17 protein-coding genes are annotated in these 25,297 nt (G+C 73.9%); 4 read left to right on the top strand and 13 right to left on the bottom strand.

Annotated elements, in window-relative coordinates; translation table 11 throughout:
* Positions 1–58 precede the first annotated feature (58 nt).
* Together C0216_RS10165 and C0216_RS10170 are read left to right on the top strand one after the other, a co-directional pair.
* A complete protein-coding gene (locus C0216_RS10165; RefSeq protein WP_162793156.1) occupies positions 59–3,487 on the top strand; it encodes a DUF3376 domain-containing protein in 3,429 nt (1,142 codons plus the stop codon).
* A 57-nt stretch (positions 3,488–3,544) separates the two neighbouring features.
* Entirely contained in the window at positions 3,545–5,614 is a 2,070-nt protein-coding gene (locus C0216_RS10170) for a SpoIIE family protein phosphatase (RefSeq protein ID WP_114054957.1), read from the top strand.
* 40 nt (positions 5,615–5,654) lie between these two features.
* On the opposite strand, the gene C0216_RS10175 is transcribed toward C0216_RS10170, so the two are convergent.
* Both C0216_RS10175 and C0216_RS10180 read right to left on the bottom strand, forming a co-directional pair.
* Positions 5,655–8,459 carry a SpoIIE family protein phosphatase gene (locus tag C0216_RS10175; RefSeq protein WP_114054958.1) on the bottom strand — a complete coding sequence of 935 codons (2,805 nt, stop codon included), beginning with the start codon at positions 8,457–8,459 and terminating at the stop codon, positions 5,655–5,657.
* A gap of 441 nt (positions 8,460–8,900) precedes the next feature.
* Positions 8,901–10,055, bottom strand: a complete 1,155-nt coding sequence (locus C0216_RS10180) for a glycerate kinase (protein WP_114054959.1) — start codon at positions 10,053–10,055, stop codon at positions 8,901–8,903.
* 211 nt (positions 10,056–10,266) lie between these two features.
* On the opposite strand from C0216_RS10180, the gene C0216_RS10185 reads away from it, so the two are divergent.
* A complete protein-coding gene (locus C0216_RS10185) occupies positions 10,267–10,767 on the top strand; it encodes an NUDIX domain-containing protein (protein WP_114054960.1) in 501 nt (166 codons plus the stop codon).
* Between the two features lie 49 nt (positions 10,768–10,816).
* Entirely contained in the window at positions 10,817–11,245 is a 429-nt protein-coding gene (locus tag C0216_RS10190; RefSeq protein ID WP_114054961.1) for a hypothetical protein, read from the top strand.
* A 196-nt stretch (positions 11,246–11,441) separates the two neighbouring features.
* On the opposite strand, the gene C0216_RS10195 is transcribed toward C0216_RS10190, so the two are convergent.
* The 11 genes from C0216_RS10195 to C0216_RS10245 form a co-directional block, all read right to left on the bottom strand.
* On the bottom strand, positions 11,442–11,987 hold the full coding sequence (locus tag C0216_RS10195; protein ID WP_114058572.1) for a methylated-DNA--[protein]-cysteine S-methyltransferase: 546 nt from the start codon (positions 11,985–11,987) through the stop codon (positions 11,442–11,444).
* A 21-nt stretch (positions 11,988–12,008) separates the two neighbouring features.
* The gene (locus tag C0216_RS10200) at positions 12,009–13,514 is read right to left on the bottom strand and encodes an AlkA N-terminal domain-containing protein (RefSeq protein ID WP_114058573.1); all 1,506 of its coding nucleotides are present in this window, start codon (positions 13,512–13,514) and stop codon (positions 12,009–12,011) included.
* Positions 13,515–13,719: 205 nt separating this feature from the next.
* Positions 13,720–14,541: a CDP-diacylglycerol--serine O-phosphatidyltransferase gene (gene pssA, locus C0216_RS10205; protein WP_174250506.1), complete on the bottom strand. Its 822-nt coding sequence runs from the start codon at positions 14,539–14,541 to the stop codon at positions 13,720–13,722.
* A gap of 25 nt (positions 14,542–14,566) precedes the next feature.
* Positions 14,567–15,223, bottom strand: coding sequence for a phosphatidylserine decarboxylase (locus C0216_RS10210; RefSeq protein WP_114054963.1), 657 nt, complete (start codon positions 15,221–15,223; stop codon positions 14,567–14,569).
* A 186-nt stretch (positions 15,224–15,409) separates the two neighbouring features.
* Positions 15,410–16,615 carry an acyl-CoA dehydrogenase family protein gene (locus C0216_RS10215; RefSeq protein ID WP_114054964.1) on the bottom strand — a complete coding sequence of 402 codons (1,206 nt, stop codon included), beginning with the start codon at positions 16,613–16,615 and terminating at the stop codon, positions 15,410–15,412.
* A gap of 3 nt (positions 16,616–16,618) precedes the next feature.
* A complete protein-coding gene (locus C0216_RS10220) occupies positions 16,619–17,131 on the bottom strand; it encodes a MaoC family dehydratase (protein ID WP_114054965.1) in 513 nt (170 codons plus the stop codon).
* A gap of 4 nt (positions 17,132–17,135) precedes the next feature.
* Positions 17,136–18,152, bottom strand: coding sequence for an HpcH/HpaI aldolase/citrate lyase family protein (locus C0216_RS10225; RefSeq protein ID WP_246042442.1), 1,017 nt, complete (start codon positions 18,150–18,152; stop codon positions 17,136–17,138).
* Positions 18,149–20,209, bottom strand: a complete 2,061-nt coding sequence (locus tag C0216_RS10230) for a protein meaA (protein ID WP_114054966.1) — start codon at positions 20,207–20,209, stop codon at positions 18,149–18,151. Before C0216_RS10230 ends, C0216_RS10225 begins: the two co-directional genes overlap by 4 nt.
* 50 nt (positions 20,210–20,259) lie before the next feature.
* On the bottom strand, positions 20,260–21,597 hold the full coding sequence (gene ccrA, locus C0216_RS10235; RefSeq protein WP_114054967.1) for a crotonyl-CoA carboxylase/reductase: 1,338 nt from the start codon (positions 21,595–21,597) through the stop codon (positions 20,260–20,262).
* Positions 21,598–22,042: 445 nt separating this feature from the next.
* Positions 22,043–22,897 carry a TetR family transcriptional regulator gene (locus C0216_RS10240; protein ID WP_216827066.1) on the bottom strand — a complete coding sequence of 285 codons (855 nt, stop codon included), beginning with the start codon at positions 22,895–22,897 and terminating at the stop codon, positions 22,043–22,045.
* 148 nt (positions 22,898–23,045) lie between these two features.
* The gene (locus C0216_RS10245; protein ID WP_174250372.1) at positions 23,046–24,848 is read right to left on the bottom strand and encodes a 3-hydroxyacyl-CoA dehydrogenase family protein; all 1,803 of its coding nucleotides are present in this window, start codon (positions 24,846–24,848) and stop codon (positions 23,046–23,048) included.
* Between the last annotated feature and the right edge of the window lie 449 nt (positions 24,849–25,297).

Consider the following 25,297-nt stretch of genomic DNA (forward strand, 5'->3'; position numbering starts at 1 on the left):
CCCGAGGCGCTCGGGTCGCCCGGGTGCGGGGCGCTTGGTCCCGGGCCAAGCTGGGGGCATGAGCGACGACCCCCCGGGCCGGCCCGCCTCGGAGCTGCGCCTTGCCCTGGCGATGCGCGGAGGCGTCAGCCTCGCCGTGTGGATGGGCGGGGCGTGCTGTGAGACCGCGGCTCTGCGGGCCGCGGCTCCCGGGCGACGCCCGCAGGGCCGCGAGGGCGCCCAGCCGCCCGCCGCCGATGCCGCGGGCGGGCAGGGCGGGCCGGAAGGGGCGGAGGGAGCGCCGGGTGGGGAGGGGCTGTACTCGTCGGACACGCCGGCCGGCCCTGGGGCTGCGGGCAGTGCGGTCCGCCCGGGTGCCGCGGGCGGCGCCGAGGCCGCAGACCCGCCCGCCGGCGGCGGGCAGGGGGTGTACCGGGGGATGCTGGCGGCCTGCGGGTATCGGCATGTCGACATCGATGTGCTGGCAGGGACCAGTGCCGGAGGGCTGAACGGGGTGCTGATGGCCTGCCACCTGGTCTACGGGATGCCGTTCGGGCGGGGCGTACGCGACCTCTGGCTGGAGGTGGGGGATCTGGAGGGGCTGCTCCGGCGGTCGCGGCCGTTCTCCGTGCCCGATTCGCTGCTGCGCGGGGACGCCGTCTTCCACCAGGAGCTGTGCACCGCCCTCGGCCGGCTCGTCGACGAGGCTCCGCCGGGCTGGAAGCCGCCCGCCTCGCTGCGGCTGATGCTGACCGCGACCCGGCTGCGGCCCCGCCCGGACCGGGTGCGGCCGACCCTCGGCGCGCCGCTCCTCGTAGGCCGCTCACAGGCCTCCTTCCGGTTCCGCCACCGCGCCGGCCTGACCGACTTCCCGGACGAGTCCACCGGCACCGCCCGCGACGCCGCCCTCGCCCGGCTGGCGTACGCGGCGCGCGCCTCGTCGTCCTTCCCGGGCGCCTTCGAGCCCGCCCGGGTGTACGTCGGCCCCGGCTCGCAGCTGGCCTCCGCCGACCCGTACACCGTCGACATGCGCGGCGTCAGCAGCGAGACGGGCCATCCGGACCCCGACCTGGACGGCTGCGTCGAGCTCGTCGACGGGGGAGTGCTCGACAACATCCCCGTCGCCTGGGCGGTGCGGGCCATCGCCGCGGCCCCCGCGGTCCGCCCCGCCGAGCGGTGGCTGCTGTTCCTGCAGCCCGTGCCGCCGTTCCCGCCGGCCCCCGCCACCGGCCGGGCGGCCCGGCGCGGGGCCACACGCCTCGTCCGTGCGGCGGCCGGCTCCTTCGCGGTGAAGGCCGGCGCGGAGTCGCTCCGCGACGACGCCCTCGAACTGGACGCCGCCGAGGCCGCGGCCCGGTACCGGCACTGCGCCGGCGGCGTCCTGCCCCCGCACCTCGACACGCTCGGCGAGACCGCCTTCGCCCGCCTGGGCCGCTACCGGCGCACCGTCGGCGCCGCCGAGGCCGCGCGGCTGATCCGGCTCCTCGCGGACCCGGCCGACGTGACCGGCCCGGACGCCCTGCCGCTGCCCGCCGGACCCGGCCCGCTGGACCCGCTGGACGCGCACGGCAGCGGAGCCGCCGAGCTGTTCGCCCGGCTGCGCGAGCCCGCGGCCGCGGCCCGGCTCGTCCTGCCCGACGGGGCGGCCGCCCTGCCCCGGCCCGGCTGTTCGCCGCTGCCCCTGGCCCGCACCGTGCGCCTGCTCATGGACTGGGTGCGCGCCTGGGAGGACGCCGACCCGCTCGCCGACTCCGGCACGGTCCGGGAGCTGCGCCGCCGGCTCTACGCCGCCCGCTTCGCCGTCGCCGCCGTGATCGCGGCCCGGGACCGGCTCCTGCTGGCCGCCTACCGCGAGGCACTGGCCGGCGGGGAGCCGCCCGCCGACGCCGCCGCACCCTACCGGAGCGCCGCGCTGCGCCTCCGGGCGCTCCTGCCCCACACCCCGCCGCCCGAGGCGCCCCCGGCAGAGTGGGAGGCCTGGGCCCTCCGCCTCGCCCGGGCCGTCACCACCGCCCCGCCCGCCCCCGCCCCGCCGCCCGCCGCGTCCGAGGACCTCGCCGCCGTCCACGCCCCCCTGTGGCCGCTGCTGACCCACCTCGCCGGCCGGATCGGGCAGGCCGCGCCCCCCGGCCTCGACGGCTACGAGCCGCTGAAGGAAGCCGCCACGGCCCCGTTCCCCGGGATGGGCGACGCGCTCGCCTTCGCGGAGGTGCTCCTGGGGCCGCTGCGCCCGGACCCCCTCGCCGAGCCCACCGGCATCTCCTTCCGGGCCGTCTCGGCCGCCGACACCAGCTGGGCGACCCGCACGGTCCTCGGCCGCCTGGGCGAGGCGCCGCAGGCCGAGGACATCGTCCGCGCCAAGCTCAGCGGCAACCAGCTGAACAACTTCGCGGCCTTCCTCAGCGTCCGGTGGCGGATGAGCGACTGGACGTGGGGCCGCCTCGACGGCGCCGCCTCCCTGGTCTCCGTCGCCGCCACCGACGAACGCCTGGAGCGGCGCTACGCGGCCCTCGCCGCCGACCTGCCGGAGCTGGGCAGCCGCCTCGCCGAGGCGACCGGCCTGGGCGCCCGGTTCACCGGCGCCTGGGCCGCCGACCTCGCGGCCCGCTCCCCGCAGGCCGTCGGCCCCTGGCAGCGCGTACGCGACGTGCTGACCGAGCTGCGCCAGCGCGAGATCCTCGACGAGGAGCTCCCGCTCCTCCTCGCGCTCGGCGGCGGCAACCGGCCCCCCGACCCCCTGCCCGACCCGCCGCCCCTCGGCCCGGAGCGCTTCGACGAGGCCCTCGACGCCTTCGCCGCCACCGGCTCCGAAACCGTCGGCGGGCTGCTGCGCGCCCCCGACCCCCGCCGGGCGGCCCTGCGCGCCGGGCTGCTCGCCTGGCCGGCGGTCCAGCCGGCCGGCCGCCGCTGGAGCCGCCTGCCGCAGGGCGTGCTCGGGCTGCTGAAACCGCTCGTGTGGGCGCCCCCGCTCAGCGGGGTGCTGGCGCCGTGGAGCACCCTGGCCGCCGCCGTGCTGCTGTGGCTCGCCACCGCCCTCGCGACCGGCCGGTGGGGTTCGCTGCTCCCGCACGTCCCGATCTGCCTGTATGCCGCGCTCGCCCTGGCCTGCGGCGTGCGGCAGGCCCTGCCGCGGAGCCTGCTGGCCCCCGCCCGCACGGCGCTGCCGATCGCGGCGGCCGCCCTCCCGCCGGTCGCCCTCGGCTTCCTGCACGGCGTGCACACCCCCGGCCTGGGCCCGGCGGAGCGGACGGTGCTCGTCGGGGCCTGCTCCGCCCTCGCCGCGGCGGCCCTCCTCGCCCCCGGGGCCGACCGGTGGCCGCTGCTGCCGCCGGCGGCGCTGGCCGGGGGAGCGGCTGCCGCCTTGGTGCAGTTCGGCCGGGGCCCGCTCGGCGGCTGGTGGGGCGTGCTCGTCCTGTACGCGGTGCTGCTGTGGACCACCTTCGCGCTGCCGTGGCTGTACCCGCGCGGGCGGGCCCGTACGGCCCGCGGGACAGGGCCTCGCCCCTGAGCCTCGGATAGGGTGAATTCGGTACGAATCGGACCCTCCGGGGTGAGGTCGGTGAGGGTGGACACGAAGCAGTCGGCGAGCGGCGGCCCGGACCGGCCCACCGCGGCGGTCGGGTACGCGGGCGTGCTCCGCGAGCTGCTGCCGATCGCCCTGTGGCGGGAGGACGCCGACGGGCGCGTCGTGGAATGGTCGCTCGCCGCCCAGGACCTCCTCGGGCACCGCCCCGAGGACATCCTCGGCCGGTCGGGTGCCGACGTCCTCGTCCCCGACACCAACCACGAGCTGGCCCGCCAGCTCACCCGGCGCGTCCAGGCCGGCGAGACCGTCGTCGGCACCCTGCCCGTCCGCCACCGCGACGGCCACCGCGTCACCATGGAGATGTGGATCGTCCCCGCCGTCGACCGGCAGGGCCGCACCGGCGCCCTCCTCATCGCGGTGGAGACCAGCGAGGTCCTGCGCATGCGGGACTCCCTCGCCGCCCTCCAGAGCCTGTTCACGCAGTCGCCGATCGGGCTGGCCACCCTCGGCCCCGACCTGCGGTTCCTGCGCGTCAACGACGCCCTCGCACGCATGAACGGCGTCAGCGCCGCCGACCACCTCGGCAAACGGCTCACCGAGGTCGTTCCCGGCGTCAACGCCGCCGCCCTGGAGGCGACCATGCAGCAGGTCCTCGAACGCGGCACCGCCGTCGTCGACGTCCGCCGCACCGGCCGCACCCCCGCCGACCCCGACCACGACCGGACCTGGTCCTGCTCCTACGCCCCCCTCCTCGACGGATCCGGCCGCGCCCTCGGCGTCATCGCCTCCCTGATCGACATCACCGACAGCCGGCAGGCCCAGCTCGACGCCGAACGGGCCCGCCGCCGCTTCGCCGTCCTCGCCGAGGCCGGCACCCGCATCGGCACCACCCTCGACCTGCGGCAGACGGCCGAGGAGATCGCCCAGGTGCTCGTCCCGCGCCTCGCCGACTCCGCCGACGTCCAACTCCTCGAAGCCGTCCTCGACGAGGACGGAGCCGGCACCCACCGCAGCGTCCTGCGCCGCCTCGCCGCCGCCTTCCCCGACCCCGGCGCCCCCACCAGCAGGCTCCTCCCCGGCCAGACCTTCAAGATCCCCCCGGGGACCGTGTACGAGCAGGTCATCGCCGACGGCCGGCCCATGAACCTCTACCGCTCCGACATCCCCGCCCTCATCCGCGACCCCCGCGCCGACGCCCTGCGCACCTACCTCGCCGGCCTCGGCTCCGCCCGCCTCATCCCGCTCGTCGCCCGCGGCACCGTCCTCGGCGCCGTCACCGTCACCCGGCTCGCCACCCGGGAACCCTTCGACGAACAGGACTGCGTCCTCATCGACGAGGTCGTCGCCCGCGCCGCACTCAACATCGACAACGCCCGCATGTACACCAACCAGCGGCGCGCCGCCCTCACCCTCCAGCGCAGCCTCACCAACAGCACCCTCCCCGAGGTCAGCGGCCTCGAACTGACCGGCCGCTACCTGCCCGCCAGCGACCACGACGTCGGCGGCGACTGGTACGACGCCCTCCGCCTCCCCGGCGGCCGCACCGGCCTCGTCATCGGCGACGTCATGGGCCACGGCGTCCACGCCGCCGCCGTCATGGGCCAGCTCCGCACCGCCGTACGCACCCTCGCCCGCCACGGCGTGCCCCCCGACCAGCTGCTGCGCTCCCTCGACGCCGTCGTCGCCGACCTCGGCGCCGACGAGATGGCCACCTGCGTGTACGCAGTCCACGACCCCGCATCCGGCGGCTGCACCCTCGCCCGCGCCGGCCACCCCCCGCCCGCCGTCGCCACCGCCGACGGCCGGGTCACCTTCCTCGACGGCCCGCCCGGCACCCCCCTCGGCACCGGCGACCGCGAATTCCGCACCGAGCACATCGCCCTGCCGCCCGGCAGCCTCCTCGTCCTGTACACCGACGGCCTCATCGAGGCCCGCGACCGCGACCTCGACCAGGGCATGGCCCAGCTCGGCTGGGCCCTGCGCGGCCCCCACGGCCCCCTGGACCGGCTGTGCGACACGATCCTCGCCCACCTGCTGCCCGCCGCCCCCCAGGACGACGTCGCACTCCTCCTCACCCGGACGACAGCCGGCCCGCCGCCCCCCACCTGACCCGCACGACGACAGCACCAGCCGGGCCGCCGCCCGGCCCTCACCAGGCCAGGTCCTCCAGCGCGTCCAGATCCGGCGCCGGACCCGGCGGCTCCGCCGCCGCCGTGAGCGGCAGCTCCGCCCAGATCACCTTCCCGCGCTCCGTGTACCGCGTCCCCCACCGGTCCGCGTACTGCGCCACCAGGAACAGCCCGCGGCCGCCCTCGTCGGTCGTCGCCGCGTACCGCAGGTGCGGCGAGGTGCTGCTCGCGTCGGACACCTCGCAGATCAGGCTGCGGTCGAGCAGCATCCGCACCCGGATCGGCGTGTTCCCGTACCGGATCGCGTTCGTCACCAGCTCGCTGAGGATCAGCTCGGCCGTGAACGCCACCTCGTCCAGCCCCCACTCGGCCAGCTTGGCCGCACTCGCCCCCCGCACCCGCGACACCGCCGCCGGATCCGGCGGCACCTCCCACTCCGCGATCCGGTCCGCCTCCAGCCGCCGCGTGTCCGCGATCAGCAGCGCGATGTCGTCACTCGGAGACGGGAACAGCAGCGCCGCCAGCACGTCCGCGCACTCCTCGTCCGGCGTCCGCCGGCCCGGACGGCCCAGCACCTCGCCCAGCATCGCGCAGCCCGTGTCGAAGTCCCGGTCCCGGTCCTCCAGCAGCCCGTCCGTGAACAGCGCCAGCCGGGTCGACTCCGGCAGCAGCAGCTCCACCGCCTCGAACGGCATCCCGCCCACCCCCAGCGGCAGCCCCACCGGCACCTCCGGGAACTCCACCCGCCCGTCCGGCCACACCAGCGCCGGCCCCGGATGCCCGGCACTCGCCATCGTGCACCGCCCCGACACCGGGTCGTACACCGCGTACAGGCACGTCGCCCCCGTGATCCCCGCCGGCTCCGCCGACCCGTCACCGCCGTGGCCCGACCCCGCCGCGCCCGACTCGTTCTGGTCGATCCGGTCGATCAGCTCGTCCAGGTGCCCCAGCAGCTCGTCCGGCGCCATGTCCAGCGTCGAGAAGTTGTGCACGGCCGTCCGCAGCCGCCCCATCGTCGCGGCCGCATGCACCCCGTGCCCCACCACGTCCCCCACGATCAGCGCCACCCGTGCCCCCGCCAGCGGGATCACGTCGAACCAGTCCCCGCCCACCCCCGCCTTCGCCGGCAGGTACCGGAACGCCGCCTCCACCGCGTTCTGCTCCGGCAGCACCCGCGGCAGCAGGCTCTGCTGCAGCGTCACCGCCGTCGCATGCTCCCGCGTGTACCGGCGGGCGTTGTCGATGGACACCGCCGCCCGCGCCCCCAGCTCCTCCGCGAACGACAGGTCCTCCTCGTCGAACGCCTCCGGCGTGTCCGCCCGCCAGAAATTCGCCATCCCCAGCACGACCCCGCGCGCCTGCAACGGCACCGAGATCAGCGAATGCAGCCCGTAGTCCAACGCCTCCCGCGTCCCCCGCTCGTCCTGCGCACGCCACCCCATCGCCGCGTTCAGATCCGCCGCCAGCACCGCCCGGCCCGCGTCCAGCGCCGCCGCCATCGGCGCCGTCGGCACCTCGAACCGGATCACGTCCCCGACCGGCTGCAACGGCTGGTCGCCGCGCACCCCGCTCACAGCCGTCCGCCGCATCTCCGTCTGCACCCCCGCCGCGAGCGCCGGATCCTCCCCGCGCAGCACCGGCTCCAACAGCTCCACCGTCACGAAGTCCGCGAACCGCGGAACGGCCACCTCCGTCAGCTCCTCCGCCGTCCGCGCCACATCCAGCGTCGTCCCGATCCGCACCCCCGCCTCGTACAGCATCTGCAGTCGCTCCCGGGCCACCTCCGCACGCCCCGACAGCGCCGCGAGCTCCGTCGAGTCACGCAGCGTCATCACACTGCCCGACGGGTGCCCCCGGTACGGCTTCGTCGGCCGCACGTTCACCGCCAGCAGCCGGTCGCCCGCCAGATGCACCTCGTCCGTCGCGATCCGCCCCGACAGCAGCAGCGCCTCCGTCCCCGGATCCAGCCCCAGCTCGGAGACGTGCCGCTGCTCCGCGTCCGCCGGGAGGGCCAGCAGCCGCCGCGCCTCGTCGTTGGCCAGCAGCAGCCGGTGGTCGGCACTGATGATCAGGACGCCCTCGCGGACCGCGTGCAGCACCGCCTCGTGGTGCTCGTTGATGCGCGCCATCTCCGCCGCGCCCAGCCCCCGCGTCTGGCGCCGCAACCGCCGGCTGACCAGGGCGGCACCGGCCGTACCGAGCAGCAGGGCCCCCGCCGCCGCGCCCAGCAGCAGCGGCAGCTGGCCCTCCACGGTCTCGGAGACGTTGCCGACCTCTATCCCGGTGGAAACCAGCCCGATGACCTGCCCGTCCGCGTTCCGCACGGGCACCACGGCGCGCACCGCGTCGCTGGGCTCCCCGCGGAACATCTCGGTGAACCCCTCGCCGCCGGCGGCGCGCGACAGGTCCCCGGAGGCCCGCTCGCCGATCAGCTCGGGCCGCGAGTCGGTGTAGCGGATGCCGTCGGTGGTCATCACCGCGACGAAGTCCACCCCGGACGCCTTCCGCGCCGCCTCCGCGAGCGGCTGCAGCACGGCCGTCGGATCCGGCGCCGCCAGGGCGGCGGGCAGCCCCGGCGCCTGCGCGAAGGACGCGGCGGCGGCCAGGGAGCGGTTGCGGGCGTCGCGCTCACTGTCGTAGCGGGCCTGGAGCAGGAGGGCGAGCGCGGCGGCGGCGATCAGCAGCAGCACGATCACCGCCTGCAACGCGAAGACCTGGCCGGCGACACTGTGCGCCCCCCGGGCGAAGCGCGCGACCAGCCCCGGGTCCTGCCCGGTCGGCTGCCGGGGCGGCGATCCCCTGGGCCGACCAAATCGTCCCGCCATGAGCCATTTCTAACACCGACACGCGGATCCGCGCGTGGCCAGGCCGGGGCGGAGCCCGGGAACGGACGCGGGAGGACCGGGGCGCGGCGGCGGGGGCGGGGCCCGGGAGGGGGCGGGAGGCGTGGGGGCGGAGGCAGGGGGTGGTGCTCCGGGTGGGGGATGGCGACGGGCGCGGGGCGGGCGGGCAGGGGCGGCTTCGGCGGGTCGGGGCGCGGAGGGACTCGGCGGTGGGGGCTTCCCGTCAGTCCCATCGTTCTTCCGGGGAGGAGGGCCCTTGACAGCCCGTCCCGCCCCGGAAGGACACCGGACCGGCGGGCAGCCCCCGCCGCCCTTCACTCCCGCCCGGCGGAAGCACCGCTCCTCCTCGATCGAGCCGGCCGCGCACTCCGACGCCGGCCGACCCCGCCGCGCCCCCGGCCCGCGGGGGCGCGGCCGCGCCGGTCAGGCGCCCAGCACCTCCGCCGCGATGTTCGCCGCCACCTGTTCCAGCAGGGGGCCCGCGTTGGCGATGCAGGTTGCCGGGTCCGGTTCGAGCTCCGTCAGCGGGTACGCCCGGCGGATGCCGGCCGCGCGGAGTGCCGACTGGTCCAGCCGGAGCCGGCCGCACACCGCGACGACCTCCTTGCCCGCCGCCCGCGCCGCCGCGGCGACGCCCGCGGGGGCCTTGCCGTGCAGGGTCTGCTCGTCCAGCGAGCCCTCGCCGGTGATGACCAGCGTCGCCCGCTCCAGGGCGGGGGCGAAGCCGAGCACGTCCAGCATCAGCTCGATGCCGGGGCGGAAGCTCGCGCCGAGCAGCAGCGCGCCGTAGCCGATGCCGCCCGCGCCTCCGGCGCCGGGCGAGGCCGCGAGCTCGGCGGCCTTCGGGCCGATCGCCTGCTCCAGGACCCGCGCGTAGTGGGCGAGCGCCGCGTCGAGCGCCTCCACGTCCTCGGGCGTCGCGCCCTTCTGCGGCCCGTACACCGCCGCGCAGCCCTTGGGGCCCGTCAGCGGGTTGTCCACGTCGCTCGCCAGGACGAAGCCGACGTCCGCGAAGCGCGGGTCGATGCCCGACAGGTCGGCCGAGGCGAGCCCGGCCAGGGCGCCACCGCCCGGACCGACGGGCCGGCCGTCCGCGTCCAGGAACACCGCGCCCAGCGCGGCGAGCATGCCCGCGCCGCCGTCGGTGGTGGCGCTGCCGCCGACGCCGAAGACGATCGTGCGGGCCCCGGCGTCCAGGGCGGCCTTCAGGACCTCGCCGGAGCCGTACGTGGTCGCGGTCAGCGGGGCGAAGACGCCCGCCGGGAGCAGCTGGAGGCCGGAGGCCTCCGCCATCTCGACCACCGCGGTGCCGTCGCGCAGGGCGAAGGCGGCCGTGACCGGCTCGCCGAGCGGCCCGGTGACCCGTACCTCCCGGCGTTCGAAACCGGCCGCCACGGCGGCCGCGACCGTGCCGTCGCCGCCGTCCGCGACGGGGAGGGTCTCGACCTCCACGCCGGGTGCGGCCCTGCGCAGGCCGGCCGTCACCCGCTCGGCGACCTGAACGGCCGTGAGCGAGCCCTTGAACTTGTCCGCGGCGATCAGCACGCGCGCGGCCTCAGATACTGCTCCGTCCGTCACCTTGCCATCCCTTGCTTTCGAACAGTGCAGTCGCGCCACCCCGAGCCTATCCGGAGGATCCTCTAAAGCCCATGCGTGGCCTGGGCCACACCCGCCCCGATACATGGGCGAATGATGCCCAAACGGCGCGAAATGCGCGCCTCGCCCGCCCGCCGGGTCCCCCTTCCCGGCGCCCACCCCACCCCCCGTGCCCGGTCGGTAGGGTGGCCGCGTGACCACCACGGATGACTACGCCACGTACATCGCGAGCCTGCCCCGCGTCCTGGCGGGTGCCGCCGCGCTGTACCGGGACGCGGAGGGTCGCGTCCTGATCGTCGAGCCGAACTACCGGGAGGGCTGGGCGCTGCCCGGCGGGACGATCGAGTCCGACGCGGGCGAGTCCCCGCGGGCCGCCGCCCGGCGCGAGAGCGCCGAGGAGATCGGGCTCGACCGGCCGCTCGGCCGACTGCTGGCCGTGGACTGGACGGTGGGCCCCGGCCGGCCCCCGCTGGTCGCGTACCTCTTCGACGGCGGCGTCCTCGGCGCCGACGAGCTCGCGTCGATCCGGTTGCAGGAGGAGGAGCTGCTGTCCTGGCGGCTCGTCGCCCCCGCGGAGCTCCCCGACTACCTCCTCGGGCCGCTCGGCCGGCGGGCGCTGGAGGCGTGCCGGGTGCTGGAGTCGGGCGGGGGCGCGGTGGAGCTGGAGAACGGCCGCCGCCCGGAAGCCTTCTGACGCGGGGTCGGTGACACGGCGCTTACACGCGGCAGGACACAATCGAGCGATGATCACCATGTACGCCTGGCCGAGCACGGCCGACGGGCCGGATGCGCTGCCCATGGTCCACTTCACCACCGACCGCCAGGAGAGCGGCGAGGTCACCGCCGACGGCACCCCGGTGTGGCTGTTCGACACCGCGATACGCGAGGGCGGCTGGGCCCTCTTCAGCGACTTCGAGGGGTGGTCGGCCCCCGCCGAGGGCTGGCAGGCCTTCTACCGCCGTGAGGACGACCTGCTCGCCGTCTCGGGGCCGGGCCCCTGCGAGGGCTGGTACCAGGGCAACCTGGGGGCCGACGCCGACTGGGTGGAGGCGGCCGCCGCCCGGCAGAGCGTCGTGCTGCTCGCAGCCCCGGTGCAGCACCCGTCCCTCTTCGGCTACGCCGTGGAGGCCGGCGCCGCCTTCGCCCTGCTGGTGCCGCTGGCCGTGGTCTAGCGGCGGGCGGCGGGGGAATGCCCTCTGCGGGTGCACGGCATGGGCGAAGCCTCCTTCACCACCCAGGCCTACGAGCTCACGCGTGAGGAGTTCCACGGAGCCGCCAAGGCGGTCGCCCCGTACCGGTCCCGGCGGCGGCTCGCCGCCGCCACCGTGGTCCTGGCCGCCGTCAGCGCTGTGACCTCCGCCCCGCGCGTCAGAAGAGGGCCTCCGCAGCCGGGGCGGCGGCCGCCTTGCCGGACTCGTGCTCCAGCAGGCGGACCTTGCGGTCCAGGCCGCCGCCGTAGCCGGTCATGCCGCCCGAGGCGCCGATCACGCGGTGGCAGGGGACGATGATGCCGATCGGGTTCTTCCCGTTGGCGAGGCCGACGGCCCGGGACGCGTTCGGCTTGCCGAGCCGGGCCGCGAGCTCCCCGTACGACCAGGTCTGCCCGTACGGGATCTGCACCAGCTGGTCCCACACGCTGCGCTGGAACGGGGTGCCCTCCATGCGGAGGGGCAGGTCGAAGCGGGTCAGCTCGCCGGCGAAGTACGCGGCCAGCTGCCGGACGACCTCCGGGAACGGCTCCTCCTCGGCGGAGACCCGCGCGCCGAAGGACTCCTCGGCGGGCCGGTGCCGCTGTCCGACCATGTAGAGCCCGCACAGGACGCCGTCCGAGGCGACCAGCGTGAGGGGTCCGTAGGGGCTGTCGACGACGGTGTGCTGCTTGGCGGCGGTGCCGTTGCCGGTGCTGGTGGTCATGCTGGTCATGCCGGGCGCTCCTCAGGCGGGCAGGTGGTTGATGGGGTGGCTGTCGGTGGCCCACAGGTACTGGACGGCGTATGCGCGCCAGGGCCGCCAGGCGGCGGCGCGGGCGGTGAGCGCCGCAGGTGTGGACGGCAGCCCGAGCTGTTGCGCGGCCCGCCGCAGGCCGAGGTCGGACGGGAGGAAGGCGTCGGGGTCGCCGAGTGCCCGCATCGCGATGACCTCGGTGGTCCAGGGGCCGATGCCGGGCAGGGCGGTGAGGCGGGCGCGGGCTTCCTCCCAGTCGATGTCGACGCCGAGCGGCAGGGAGCCGTCGGCCAGGGCGGTGACGAGGGTGGTCAGGGCGGTGCGGCGGCTGCGCGGGAGGGCGAGCGCCTCCGGGTCGAGGCCGGCGAGGGCGCCGGCGGTGGGGAAGAGGTGGGTGAGTCCGCCCGCCGGGTCGGGGTCGGCGACGGGTTCGCCGTGGGCGGAGACCAGGCGGGCGGCGTGGGTGCGGGCCGCCGCGGTGGACACCTGCTGGCCCAGCACCGCCCGTACGGCGAATTCGGCGGCGTCGACGGTCCGCGGCACCCGGCGGCCGGGTGCCTTGTCGACGAGTGGCGCCAGCAGCGGGTCGGCGCGCAGCTGCCCGTCGACGGCCTCGGGGTCGGCGTCGAGGTCGAGGAGGCGGCGGCAGCGGCTGATCGCGATGGTGAGGTCGCGCAGGTCGGTGAGGGCGAGCTGGCAGCCGATGTGGTCGGGCCGCGGGGTGAGCGCGGCGATCCCGGTGCCGTAGGGCAGCCGCAGGGTGCGGCGGTAGGCGCCGGCCCGCCACTCCTCGACGCCCGGGACGGCGGTCGCGGCGAGGTGGCCGAAGAGGTTGTCCGGGTTGAGCGGGGCGCGGAACGGCAGCCGCAGGCTGATCGTGCCGGGGATCCGGGGGGCCTGCCGGGCGCCGCCGCCCGTGCTGCCCGCGCTGCCGCCGGCGGCGCGGGCGCGCAGCTCGCCGGGGGCGAGGGCGAAGACCTCCCGGACGGTCTCGTTGAAGGTGCGGATGGAGGAGAACCCGGCGGCGAAGGCGACGTCGCCCATCGGCAGCTCGGAGGTCTCGATCAGCAGGCGGGCGGTCTGGGCGCGCTGGGCGCGGGCGAGCGCGAGCGGCCCGGCCCCGAGCTCGGCGTTCAGCTGGCGTTCCACCTGGCGGGTGGAGTAGCCGAGGCGGGAGGCGAGGCCGGGGACGCCCTCGCGGTCCACGACACCGTCCTGGATGAGCCGTACGGCGCGGGCGACGGCGTCGGCGCGGGCGTTCCACTCGGGGGAGCCGGGCGAGGTGTCGGGACGGCACCGCTTGCAGGCGCGGTACCCGGCCTGCTGGCAGGCGGCCGCGCTCGGCAGGAAGGTCATGTTCTCGACCTTGGGCGGTACGGCCGGGCAGCTGGGCCGGCAGTAGATCCGCGTCGTCCGCACGGCGGTGAAGAACCAGCCGTCGAAGCGGGCGTCCTTCGACTGCACGGCCCTGACGCAGCGCTCGGTGTCGGTGTACATGGCTCCCAGCATTCCGGCCCGGGCGGCGCCGGGCTGGCCGTTTTCCGACATCAAGGCTACGCGGCCTGCCCCGCGCCGGGGCCCGGGCCCGGTCCGGGCGGTCCGGGCGGTCCGGCCCCCGGGGCGCTCGTACCGGCCGGAACACGCGAGGGCCCCCGCTGCCTGGCGGCGGCGGAGGCCCTCGTCGGTGGTGCGGTGCTGCGGGCTACGGGAGCTGGGCTGCCCGGGCCTCGCGGCGGTTGTGCCGGAAGGTGTTGGCCCGGCGGGTGGTGGCGAACAGCGGAATGGTCGCCGCCAGGGCGATCTGCAGGGCGCAGCCGGTCTGCAGCAGCAGCTGGCCGCCGGGCGCGTCGAACGCCCACGCCGCGAGCAGGCCCATGGCGCTGATGATCCAGCTGAGCATGGCGATCGCGAGGACGCCCCGCGGCTTCGGGTACTCGACGCGGCTCACCATCAGCCACGCGACACCGATGATCGCCAGCAGGGTCGGCGGGAAGGGCAGCTCCAGCAGCACGATCGAGACGACCGTGAGGGCGCCGAAGGGGCTCGGCATGCCCTGGAACATGCCGTCCTTCATCGTCACGCAGCTGAACCGGGCGAGTCGCAGCACGACCGCCAGCAGCACGACGATCGCCGCGAGCGCCGAGACCTTCTGGTGCGCGTCGTCGGCGACCATCCCGTACACGAGGACGAAGTACGCCGGCGCGAGCCCGAAGCTGATCAGGTCGGACAGGTTGTCCAGCTCGGCGCCCATGGGGGAGCTGCGCAGCTTCCGGGCGACGATGCCGTCGAAGAGGTCGAAGACCGCCGCGAGCAGCATCAGTATCACCGCGGTCGCCGCGCTGTGCCGGGCCATGCCGGACTCGCCGCTGCCGGTGAGGTGCGGGATGAGGATCCCGGTGGTGGTGAAGTACACCGCCATGAACCCGCACGTGGCGTTGCCGAGGGTGAGGGTGTCCGCTATCGACAGCCGCAGCGAGAGCGGCATGTCGTCCTCGGCGGCCTCCTCCTCGGCGGCCTCGGGCACCCAGCCTGTGGCGGGAGTCTCCGGGTCAGTCACGGTCAATTCGGGTCACCCCCGCGGTGGTGGCCTGACCGACCTCGACCGCGACCTCGACGCCCTCGGGGAGGTAGATGTCGACGCGGGAGCCGAAGCGGATCAGACCGATGCGCTCACCCTGCTCCACCTTGGTGCCGGCCGGCAGGTACGGGACGATGCGGCGCGCGACCGCTCCGGCGATCTGCACCATCTCGATGTCGCCGAGCTCGGTGTCGAAGTGCCAGACGACGCGCTCGTTGTTCTCGCTCTCCTTGTTGAACGCCGGGACGAACCCACCGGGGATGTGCTCCACGGACGTCACCGTGCCGGCCAGCGGCGCGCGGTTGACGTGGACGTTCAGCGGGCTCATGAAGATCGCGACGCGGGTGCGTCCGTCCTTCCACGGCATGATGCTCTGCACCACGCCGTCGGCCGGCGAGATGACGCGGCCCTGGGCGATCTCCCGCTCGGGGTCGCGGAAGAACCACAGCATGCCCGCGGCGAGAGCGGTGGCGGGCACGGCCGCCGCGGCCCAGCGTCCGGACTTGCGGGCCCGGGCGAGGCTGAGCGCCGCGGTGGCGACGGTCGGCAGAAGCCACGGCGATGCTCCGCGCGCGAGGCGTACGCCGGAGAGGCTGTCGCGAGGTGCAGAGGTTTGGCTGTGGGGCATGGATGACCTTCGTAGCGGTGGATTGCCGCGCCGCAAACAGGGGGACGGGACGGCGGCTTTTCTGGAATGCTATCGGTTGCGCGCGACAACTGGGCAAGCCAGAAGCCGAGTCGATGCCCGTCAGCCAGTGACTGCCAGTGATCCTTTTGCGGCGGACCCCTGGAGGATCCGCCGCAAAAGGGACTTTCAGCCCTGGAGTCGGTACTCCTCGAGCAGGCGTCGCCCAATGATCATTTTCTGGATCTCGGCAGTACCTTCACCGATCAGCAGCATCGGCGCCTCCCGGTAGAGGCGCTCGATCTCGTACTCCTTCGAGAAGCCGTAGCCGCCGTGGATGCGGAACGCGTCCTCCACGACCTCCTTGCAGTACTCGGAGGCGAGGTACTTCGCCATCCCTGCTTCGAGGTCGTTTCGTTCCCCGGAGTCCTTTTTGCGAGCTGCGTTGACCATCATCGCATGAGCGGCTTCCACCTTGGTAGCCATCTCGGCCAGCTTGAACTGGATGGCCTGGTGCTGGGCGATCGGCCTGCCGAAGGTGTGGCGCTGCTGGGCGTACGAGACGCCCAGCTCGAAGGCGCGCTGCGCGACGCCGCAGCCACGCGCCGCCACGTTGACCCGGCCGACCTCGACCCCGTCCATCATCTGGTAGAAGCCCCGGCCGGTCTGTCCGCCGAGTACGCGATTGGCCGGAATGCGCAGTCCGTCCATGATGAGCTCGGTCGTGTCGACGCCCTTGTAGCCCATCTTGTCGATCTTTCCGGGGATGGTGAGGCCCGGGCGGACCTCGCCGAAGCCCGGCTCCTTCTCCACCAGGAAGGTCGTCATCGACTTGTGGGGCGCCGTGCCCTCGGGGTGTCCTTCGTCACTCCGGCACAGCACGGCCACCAGCGTGGAGGTGCCGCCGTTGGTCAGCCACATCTTCTGGCCGTTCAGGACGTACTCGTCGCCGTCCCTGACCGCCTTCGACGTGATCGCCGACACATCGGAGCCCAGCCCCGGCTCGGACATCGAGAACGCGCCCCGCACCTCGCCCAGCGCCATCCGCGGCAGGAAGTGGTCCTTCTGCTCCTGCGTGCCGTGCTGCTTGAGCATGTACGCCACGATGAAGTGCGTGTTGATGATGCCCGAGACGGACATCCAGCCGCGGGCTATCTCCTCCACGCACAGCGCGTACGTGAGCAGCGACTCACCGAGACCGCCGTACTCCTCGGGGATCATCAGCCCGAAGAGCCCCAGCTCCTTCAGGCCGTCGACGATCTGCTGCGGGTACTCGTCGCGGTGCTCCAGCTCGGTCGCGATCGGGATGATCTCCTTGTCCACGAACTCGCGGACGGTCTTGAGGATCTCCTGCTGGACGTCGGTCAGGCCGGCGGTCTGGGCGAGACGCGTCATGGCTTACTTCCCCTGTTCCTTCAGCTCGGGCCGGCCGGGCTGCTCGCCGCCGCGCTCCTTGGTGTACGTCTCGGTCGGAACCATCACCTTGCGCCGGAAGACGCAGACGAGGGTGCCGTCCTGCTTGTAGCCCTTGGTCTCGACGTAGACGATCCCGCGGTCGCTCTTCGACTTCGAGGGCGTCTTGTCCAGGACCGTGGTCTCGCCGTAGATCGTGTCGCCGTGGAACGTCGGGGCGACGTGCCGCAGCGACTCGATCTCCAGGTTGGCGATGGCCTTGCCGGAGACGTCCGGCACGGACATGCCGAGGAGCAGCGAGTAGATGTAGTTGCCCACCACCACGTTGCGGCCGAAGTCCGTCGTCTTCTCGGCGTAGTTCGCGTCCATGTGGAGCGGGTGGTGGTTCATGGTCAGGAGGCAGAAGAGGTGGTCGTCGTACTCCGTGACCGTCTTCCCGGGCCAGTGCTTGTAGACGGCCCCGACCTCGAACTCCTCGTACGTGCGTCCGAACTGCATCGGGTCAGGCCTCCGGGATCTCGAACTTGCCGGTGCGCTGCATGCCGGCCGCGCGGCCCTTGCCGGCGATGACCAGGGCCATCTTGCGGCTGGCCTCGTCGATCATCTCGTCGCCGAGCATCGCCGAGCCCTTCTTGCCGCCCGCCTCGGACGTGCACCACTCGTACGCGTCCAGGATCAGCTCGGCGTGGTCGTAGTCCTCCTGCGACGGGGAGAACACCTCGTTGGCCGCCTCGACCTGGCCGGGGTGCAGCACCCACTTGCCGTCGAAGCCGAGCGCGGCGGCGCGGCCGGCGACCTCGCGGAAGCCGTCGACGTTCTTGATCTGCAGGTAGGGGCCGTCGATCGCCTGGAGGTCGTTCGCGCGGGCCGCCATCAGGATCTTCATCAGGATGTAGTGGTAGGCGTCCGCCGGGTAGCCGGGCGGCTGCTCGCCCACGACCAGCGACTTCATGTTGATGGAGGCCATGAAGTCGGCCGGGCCGAAGATGATCGTCTCGATGCGGGGGGAGGCCTGCGCGATCGCGTTGACGTTGTTCAGGCCCTGGGCGTTCTCGATCTGCGCCTCGATGCCGATCCGGCCGACCTCGAAGCCCATGGTCTTCTCGATCTGGGTCAGCAGGAGGTCGAGCGCGACGACCTGCTCGGCGCTCTGCACCTTCGGCAGCATGATGCAGTCCAGGTTCTGGCCCGCGCCCTCCACCACCGTGACGACGTCGCGGTAGGTCCAGTGGGTGGTCCAGTCGTTCACCCGCACGACCCGGGTCTTGCCGGTCCAGTCGCCCTCGTTCAGGAACTTGACGATGGTGTGGCGGGCCTCGGGCTTGGCCAGCGGGGCGCAGGCGTCCTCCAGGTCCAGGAAGACCTGGTCGGCGGGCAGGCCCTGGGCCTTCTCCAGGAAGCGGGGGTTCGAGCCCGGGACGGCGAGGCAGGAGCGGCGGGGCCGCAGCCGGTTCACCGGGGCCGGGCCGGGAGGGGTGCCGCCGGCGGGGGTGGTGGCGGGTGCCGGGTGGGCGGTCATGCGGGGACCTCCGTGCTGATGAGGGGGCTGAGCTTGTTGGCCTTGCGGATCTCGTCGACGATACGGCCGATGATCTCCGTGATACCGAAGTCCTTGGGGGTGAACACGGCGGCGACTCCGGCCGCCATGAGCGCTTCCGCGTCCGTCTGGGGAATGATGCCGCCCAGCACCACGGGGATGTCGCCCGCCCCCGCGCTGCGCAGGCGCTCCAGGACGTCCGGGACGAGCGCGCTGTGCGAGCCGGACAGGATGGACAGTCCCACGCAGTGGACGTCCTCCGCCAGCGCCGCAGCGGAGATCTCCTCCGGGGTCAGCCGGATGCCCTGGTAGACCACCTCGAAACCGGCGTCGCGGGCGCGGACGGCGATCTGCTCGGCGCCGTTGGAGTGCCCGTCCAGGCCGGGCTTGCCGACCAGCAGGCGCAGCCGGCCGCTGCCGAGCTCGTCGGCGGTGCGGGCGACCTTCTCGCGGACGAGGGCGAGCGGAGTGCCCTCCTCGGCGGTCACGGCCACGGGCGCCGAGGAGACGCCGGTCGGGGCCCGGAACTCGCCGAAGACCTCGCGCAGGGCGTTCGCCCACTCCCCGGTGGTGACGCCGGCGCGGGCGCACTCCAGGGTGGCCTCCATCAGGTTCTCCGTGCCGGCCGCGGCCTGCTTCAGCCGGTCCAGGGCCTGGGAGACGGTCGGGAAGACGAACGGGTCGCCGCCGCCCTGCCGGTCCGAGGACTCCTGGCGCTCGGCGCGCCAGAGGCGGATCCGCTCCACGATCGTGTCCTCCACCGCCCCGTCCACCGTCATGATCGCGGTGTCCAGGTCGGCGGTGAGCGGGTTCGGCTCGGTCTGCTGGAAGCAGTTCACGCCGACGATCTTGTCCTCGCCGGCCTCGATCCGGGCGCGGCGCTCGGCGTGCGAGGAGACCAGCCGGGACTTCAGGTAGCCGGACTCGACGGCCGCCATGGCGCCGCCCATCTCCTGGATCCGGTCGATCTCGGCGAGGCAGTCGGCGACCAGGGCGTCGACCTTCGCCTCGATGACGTGCGAGCCGGCGAAGATGTCGTCGTACTCCAGCAGGTCGCTCTCGTGGGCGAGGACCTGCTGGATGCGCAGCGACCACTGCTGGTCCCACGGCCGGGGAAGGCCGAGGGCCTCGTTCCAGGCGGGCAGCTGCACGGCGCGGGCGCGGGCGTCCTTGGAGAGGGTGACCGCGAGCATCTCCAGCACGATGCGCTGGACGTTGTTCTCGGGCTGCGCCTCGGTCAGGCCGAGGGAGTTGACCTGGACGCCGTAGCGGAAGCGCCGCTGCTTGGGGTCGGCGATGCCGTACCGCTCGCGGGTGACGGTGTCCCAGATGCGGCCGAAGGCGCGCATCTTGCACATCTCCTCGATGAAGCGGACGCCCGCGTTGACGAAGAAGGAGATGCGGGCGACGACCTCGCCGAAGCGCTCCTCGGGCACCTGCCCCGAGTCCCGCACCGAGTCCAGGACGGCGATGGCCGTGGCCATCGCGTAGCTGATCTCCTGGACCGGAGTGGCGCCCGCCTCCTGCAGGTGGTAGCTGCAGATGTTGATCGGGTTCCACTTCGGGATGTGGTTGACCGTGTAGGCGATCATGTCGGTCGTCAGGCGGAGCGAGGGCCCGGGCGGGAAGACGTGCGTCCCGCGCGAGAGGTACTCCTTGACGATGTCGTTCTGGGTGGTGCCCTGGAGCTTGGAGATGTCCGCGCCCTGCTCCTCGGCGGCCACCTGGTAGAGCGCCAGCAGCCACATGGCGGTGGCGTTGATCGTCATCGAGGTGTTCATCTGCTCCAGGGGGATGTCCTGGAACAGCCGCCGCATGTCACCCAGGTGGGAGACGGGGACCCCGACCCGGCCGACCTCGCCGCGGGCGAGGATGTGGTCGGGGTCGTAGCCGGTCTGCGTCGGCAGGTCGAACGCGACCGAGAGGCCGGTCTGGCCCTTGGCGAGGTTGCGGCGGTAGAGCTCGTTGGACGCCTCGGCCGTGGAGTGGCCGGCGTACGTCCGCATGAGCCACGGACGGTCTTTCTGGCGCTCTGTCATCTCAGGCTGTCCCTTTGGCCCTTGATCGGTCCGACGACGGTTCGGGTCGGTCAGACGTTCCGGAAGCGGTTGATGGCGTCGAGGTGCGTGGCCCGGAGCTCGTGGTCGCGGACGCCGAGGCCTTCCTCGGGGGCCAGGCAGAGCACGCCGACCTTGCCCTGGTGGACGTTGCGGTGGACGTCGTGGGCGGCCTGGCCGGTCTCCTCCAGGGAGTAGACCTTCGACAGGGTCGGGTGGATCTTGCCCTTGGCGATCAGGCGGTTGGCCTCCCACGCCTCGCGGTAGTTCGCGAAGTGCGAGCCGATGATCCGCTTCAGCGACATCCACAGGTAGCGGTTGTCGTACTCGTGCATGTAGCCCGAGGTCGACGCGCAGGTGGTGATGGTGCCGCCCTTGCGGGTGACGTAGACGCTGGCGCCGAAGGTCTCGCGGCCGGGGTGCTCGAAGACGATGTCGATGTCCTCGCCGCCGGTCAGCTCGCGGATCTTCGAGCCGAAGCGCTTCCACTCGCGCGGGTCCTGGGTGCGCTCGTCCTTCCAGAACCTGTAGCCCTCGGCGTTGCGGTCGATGACCGCCTCGGCGCCCATCGAACGGCAGATGTCGGCCTTCTCGGGGGAGGAGACGACGCAGATGGGGTTGGCGCCGCCCGCGAGGGCGAACTGGGTGGCGTACGAGCCGAGGCCGCCGCTGGCGCCCCAGATCAGGACGTTGTCGCCCTGCTTCATGCCGGCGCCGTTGCGGGAGACGAGCTGGCGGTAGGCGGTGGAGTTGACCAGGCCGGGGGCCGCGGCCTCCTCCCAGCTGAGGTGGTCCGGCTTGGGCATCAGCTGGTTCGACTTGACGAGGGCGATCTCCGCCAGGCCGCCGAAGTTGGTCTCGAAGCCCCAGATGCGCTGCTCGGGGTCGAGCATCGTGTCGTTGTGGCCGTCGGAGGACTCCAGCTCGACGGAGAGGCAGTGCGCGACGACCTCGTCGCCCGGCTTCCAGGAGTTGACGCCCGGGCCGGTGCGCAGGACGACGCCGGCCAGGTCGGAGCCGATGACGTGGTACGGCAGGTCGTGGCGCTTGGCGAGGTCGGAGACCCGGCCGTAGCGCTCCAGGAAGCCGAAGGTGGACAGCGGCTCGAAGATCGAGGTCCACACGGAGTTGTAGTTGACCGAGGAGGCCATGACGGCCACGAGGGCCTCGCCCGGGCCGAGCTCCGGCACCGGGACCTGGTCCAGGTGCAGGGACTTGCGCGGGTCCTTCTCGCGGGTCGTGAGCCCGGCGAACATCTCCGTCTCGTCCTTGTGGACGGTGATGGCGCGGTAGGACTCGGGAACCGGCAGGGCAGCGAAGTCCTCGGCCGTCGCGGACTGCGACTGGATCGCGTCCAGGATGTCCTTCACGGTGTTGCCTCCTGGGGGTGCGCCCCGGCGGGCCGGGGGAGCGCTGATGAGGGTGCGCTGAGGGAGCGCGGGTGCGCGGGTTGCTTGGGTGGTGGGTGCTGCTGTGCCGTCGGTCCGGCTGGAGCGGTGGTGCGGGTGACGCCGGTGGTGCGGCGTGCATGCCTGGTGACGCAGGCGTCCGGGGCGCGTTCCGTGGCCGAGTGGGCCGGGACCGCGGGGACATCCGGACACCTTCAACGTATGGCACCCCGTGTCACTCGACAAGGCACGGCGTGCCAAAACTTTCTCTCATTTGCCGATTGACCTGCGCAGATGAGCGATGATCGATCAGAGTTACCGGTGAGTAGGGGCAACTCGGACAAACGGAAGCGGCCGCTCCCGTGAGGGGAGCGGCCGCTGTGACGCTTGTCGCTTCAGGAGGTCCCGGGAACCCCCGGGGCGCCGTCTAGGCGTTGCGCAAAGCCTCCTCGATCGTCCGCATGACCTCTTCCAGCGGGGCGTCCGTACGCGCCACCGCCACCAGCACCTCGTCCTGGGCGCGCACCGCCGCGGGCGGCGCATCCGCGCCCGAGCCGGCCGGGGAGGGTACGGACGCCAGGGTCCGGCCGGCCCCGATGCCCGTCCCGAAGGTCTTCCGCACGATCGCGAACGCGTGGTCCAGCTGCGCCTCCACGTCCCCCTGCCCGCCCGAGCGCAGCCACCGCCGCAGCACGTGGTTGTGGGCCGTCACCACCGCGGACGCGGCCACCTCCGCCAGCAGCGGGTCGTCGTTGCCGTCGTGGTGCTCCGCCTCGTCGAAATGGGCCAGCAGGTACCGGGTGAACAGCCGCTCGTACCGGGCGACGGAGGCGATCTCCCGCTCCCGCAGCGCCGGCACCTCCCGGGTCAGCCGGTAGCGCTCCACCGACACCGCCGGGGAGGCCGCGTACATCTTCATGACCTCCTTGATCCCGCGGCACACCGTGTCGAGCGGGTGCTCGTGTGCCGGGGCCACGTCCAGCACGGCCTCGGCGCGGGTCAGGGTGTCGTCGTGGTCCGGGAAGATCGCCTCCTCCTTGGACCGGAAGTGCCGGAAGAAGGTCCTGCGCGCCACTCCGGCGGCCGCGGCGATCTCGTCGACCGTGGTCGCCTCGTACCCCTTCGTCGCGAACAGCTCCATCGCGGCGGCCGCGAGCTCGCGGCGCATCTTCAGGCGCTGGGCGGCCGCCTTGGTGCCGGCCGCGCTCTCCGGGCTGTCGGAGGCCGTGGCGGCGCGGGACGAGGTCTTGGCGGGCTGGGACATAGAGCGAAAGTACTTCATCCGGGCCGGGGCGCGCGCCTGAGGGGGGTGCGCCGGGGGTGGAGGATGCGGGGGAGGGCCCGCACTGGGCTCGGAGGGAACGGTCCGCCGTGAGGGTCCGGCGGACCCGAGCAGCCCTCCCCACGCATCCGGCTCGGGTGCCCTCCGGTTACCGGCGGGCGTACTCACGGAATCCGCGGCCCGTCTTCCGGCCCAGGCAGCCGGCCGCGACCAGGTGCTCCAGCAGCGGGGACGGGGCCAGGCCCGGGTCGCGGAACTCCTTGTGGAGGACCTTCTCGATCGCCAGGGAGACATCCAGGCCGACCACGTCGAGGAGCTCGAACGGGCCCATCGGGTAGCCGCCGCCCAGCCTCATCGCCGCGTCGATGTCGTCGATGCAGGCGTAGTGCTGCTCGACCATCTTGACCGCGTTGTTCAGGTACGGGAACAGCAGCGCGTTCACGATGAACCCGGCCCGGTCCCCGCAGTCCACCGGGTGCTTGCGGATCCGCGTGCAGACGGCGCGGACCGTGGCGTGGACGTCGTCCGAGGTGAGGACGGTCCGGACCACCTCGACGAGCTTCATCGCCGGAGCCGGGTTGAAGAAGTGCATGCCGACCACGTCCTGCGGGCGCGACGTCGCCCGGGCGCAGGCGATCACCGGCAGCGAGGACGTCGTCGTGGCCAGCACCGCGCCCGGCCGGCAGACCTTGTCGAGCGCGGCGAACAGCTCCTGCTTGACCGCCAGGTCCTCGGCGACCGCCTCGACCGCCAGGTCGACCTCGGCGAACGCGTCCAGCGAACCGGCCGGCGCGATCCGCGCCAGCGTCCCCTGCGCCGCCTCCGCCGTCAGCCGGCCCTTGGACACCGCACGGTCCAGGGACTTGCCGATCGCCGCCTTCGCGGCCTCCGCCTTCTCCAGGCTGCGGCCCGCCAGGACCACCTCGTACCCGGCCTGCGCGAAGACCTGCGCGATCCCGCCCGCCATGGTCCCCGAGCCGGCCACGCCGACCCGCGAGACCGGCCGGCCCTCACCCAGGCCCGCGCCGTCCAGCGGCGTCTGCGCGTCCCGCACGACGGACTGGCTGCCCGGGGCCTCGTACGTGTAGAAGCCGCGCCCCGACTTCTGGCCGGTCAGCCCGGCCTCCGCCAGGTGCCCCAGGATCGGGGCCGGCGCGTGCAGCCGGTCGCCCGACGCCTCGTACATGGCCTCCAGGACGGTCCGCGCCGTGTCCACGCCGATCATGTCCAGCAGCGCCAGCGGCCCCATCGGCAGGCCGCAGCCGAGCCGCATCGCCGCGTCGATGTCCTCGCGGGAGGCGTACTTCGACTCGTACATCGCGGCCGCCTGGTTCAGGTAGCCGAACAGCAGGCCGTCGGCCACGAAACCGGGCCGGTCGCCCGCCGAGACGGGCTCCTTGCCGAGCTCCCGGGCCAGGGCGGTGACCGCCTCCACGGCCGGCGGGGCCGTCAGGACGCTGGAGACCACCTCGACCAGCTTCATCGCCGGCGCCGGGTGGAAGAAGTGCAGGCCCAGCACGCGCTCGGGGCGCAGCGACTCGGCGGCGAGCCGGGTCACCGACAGGGCGTTCGTGCCCGTCGCGAGGATGGTGTCGGGGCGCACGACCGCGTCGAGCTCCGTGAAGATCCGGTGCTTGAGGGCGTAGTCCTCCGGCACGACCTCGACGACGAGGTCGGCGTCGGCGGCGGCCGCCGGCTCGCCGAAGGTCCGCAGCCGCGCCAGCACGGCCTCGCGCTCCTGCTCGGAAAGCTCGCCGCGGGCGACCGAGCGGGCGGTCGCGGCGGCGAGGGACTCGGTGGCGCGGCGGGCGGCGGCCTCGCTGATGTCGATGCCGATGACCTCGCGGCCGGCGCGGGCGAGCACCTCGGCGATGCCGGTGCCCATCGTGCCGAGGCCGACGACGGCGATGGTCTGCAGAGCGGGCTGACCGGACGTGGACGGAAGGTCCATCGCGGGACTCCAGTGGATGAGGGTGACGACTGAGGGGCGGCGCGCGACGCACGACACGCGGCCGGGGAAACACAGGGGATTTCCGCACAGGCAGCCGAAGCAGGGGGCGGAGCGGAGGACGGCGGACCCTGTCCCGGGGCCGCGCCGCAAGCAGAGCACCGGCCGCGGAAGGCGGCACGGGCACAGAGGGCGGTGCGAAGGGCGCCTCGCCGCCCGCAGGGGACGGCCGGGGCACCGGACCGACTGGCACGGGGCGGCTGCGTCACCAGGCCGACCCCGAACGTATGACGGCAGATTAACCCGTCGGTAACTCGTTGGCCAGAGCAGGGAAGACGACGGGCGGTGTGACGTGCGCCGCGCTGCGGGCGCGGCGCCTGCGCCGCAGCCGGCCGGCGACCACCGATGTCGGGCGGCCATCACGGCAAACGCCCCCGGGGCCCGCCCGCCAG

This window comes from Streptomyces globosus (assembly GCF_003325375.1).
Taxonomy (GTDB): Bacteria; Actinomycetota; Actinomycetes; order Streptomycetales; family Streptomycetaceae; genus Streptomyces; species Streptomyces globosus_A.

Coding starts and splice junctions, on each gene's coding strand:
- C0216_RS10165 (WP_162793156.1), top strand. CDS start 59: ATGAGCGACGACCCCCCGGGCCGGCCCGCCTCGGAGCTGCGCCTTGCC.
- C0216_RS10175 (WP_114054958.1), bottom strand. CDS start 8,459: ATGGCGGGACGATTTGGTCGGCCCAGGGGATCGCCGCCCCGGCAGCCG.
- C0216_RS10190 (WP_114054961.1), top strand. CDS start 10,817: ATGATCACCATGTACGCCTGGCCGAGCACGGCCGACGGGCCGGATGCG.
- C0216_RS10195 (WP_114058572.1), bottom strand. CDS start 11,987: ATGACCACCAGCACCGGCAACGGCACCGCCGCCAAGCAGCACACCGTC.
- C0216_RS10200 (WP_114058573.1), bottom strand. CDS start 13,514: ATGTACACCGACACCGAGCGCTGCGTCAGGGCCGTGCAGTCGAAGGAC.
- C0216_RS10210 (WP_114054963.1), bottom strand. CDS start 15,223: ATGCCCCACAGCCAAACCTCTGCACCTCGCGACAGCCTCTCCGGCGTA.
- C0216_RS10215 (WP_114054964.1), bottom strand. CDS start 16,615: ATGACGCGTCTCGCCCAGACCGCCGGCCTGACCGACGTCCAGCAGGAG.
- C0216_RS10220 (WP_114054965.1), bottom strand. CDS start 17,131: ATGCAGTTCGGACGCACGTACGAGGAGTTCGAGGTCGGGGCCGTCTAC.
- C0216_RS10225 (WP_246042442.1), bottom strand. CDS start 18,152: ATGACCGCCCACCCGGCACCCGCCACCACCCCCGCCGGCGGCACCCCT.
- C0216_RS10230 (WP_114054966.1), bottom strand. CDS start 20,209: ATGACAGAGCGCCAGAAAGACCGTCCGTGGCTCATGCGGACGTACGCC.
- C0216_RS10240 (WP_216827066.1), bottom strand. CDS start 22,897: ATGAAGTACTTTCGCTCTATGTCCCAGCCCGCCAAGACCTCGTCCCGC.
- C0216_RS10245 (WP_174250372.1), bottom strand. CDS start 24,848: ATGGACCTTCCGTCCACGTCCGGTCAGCCCGCTCTGCAGACCATCGCC.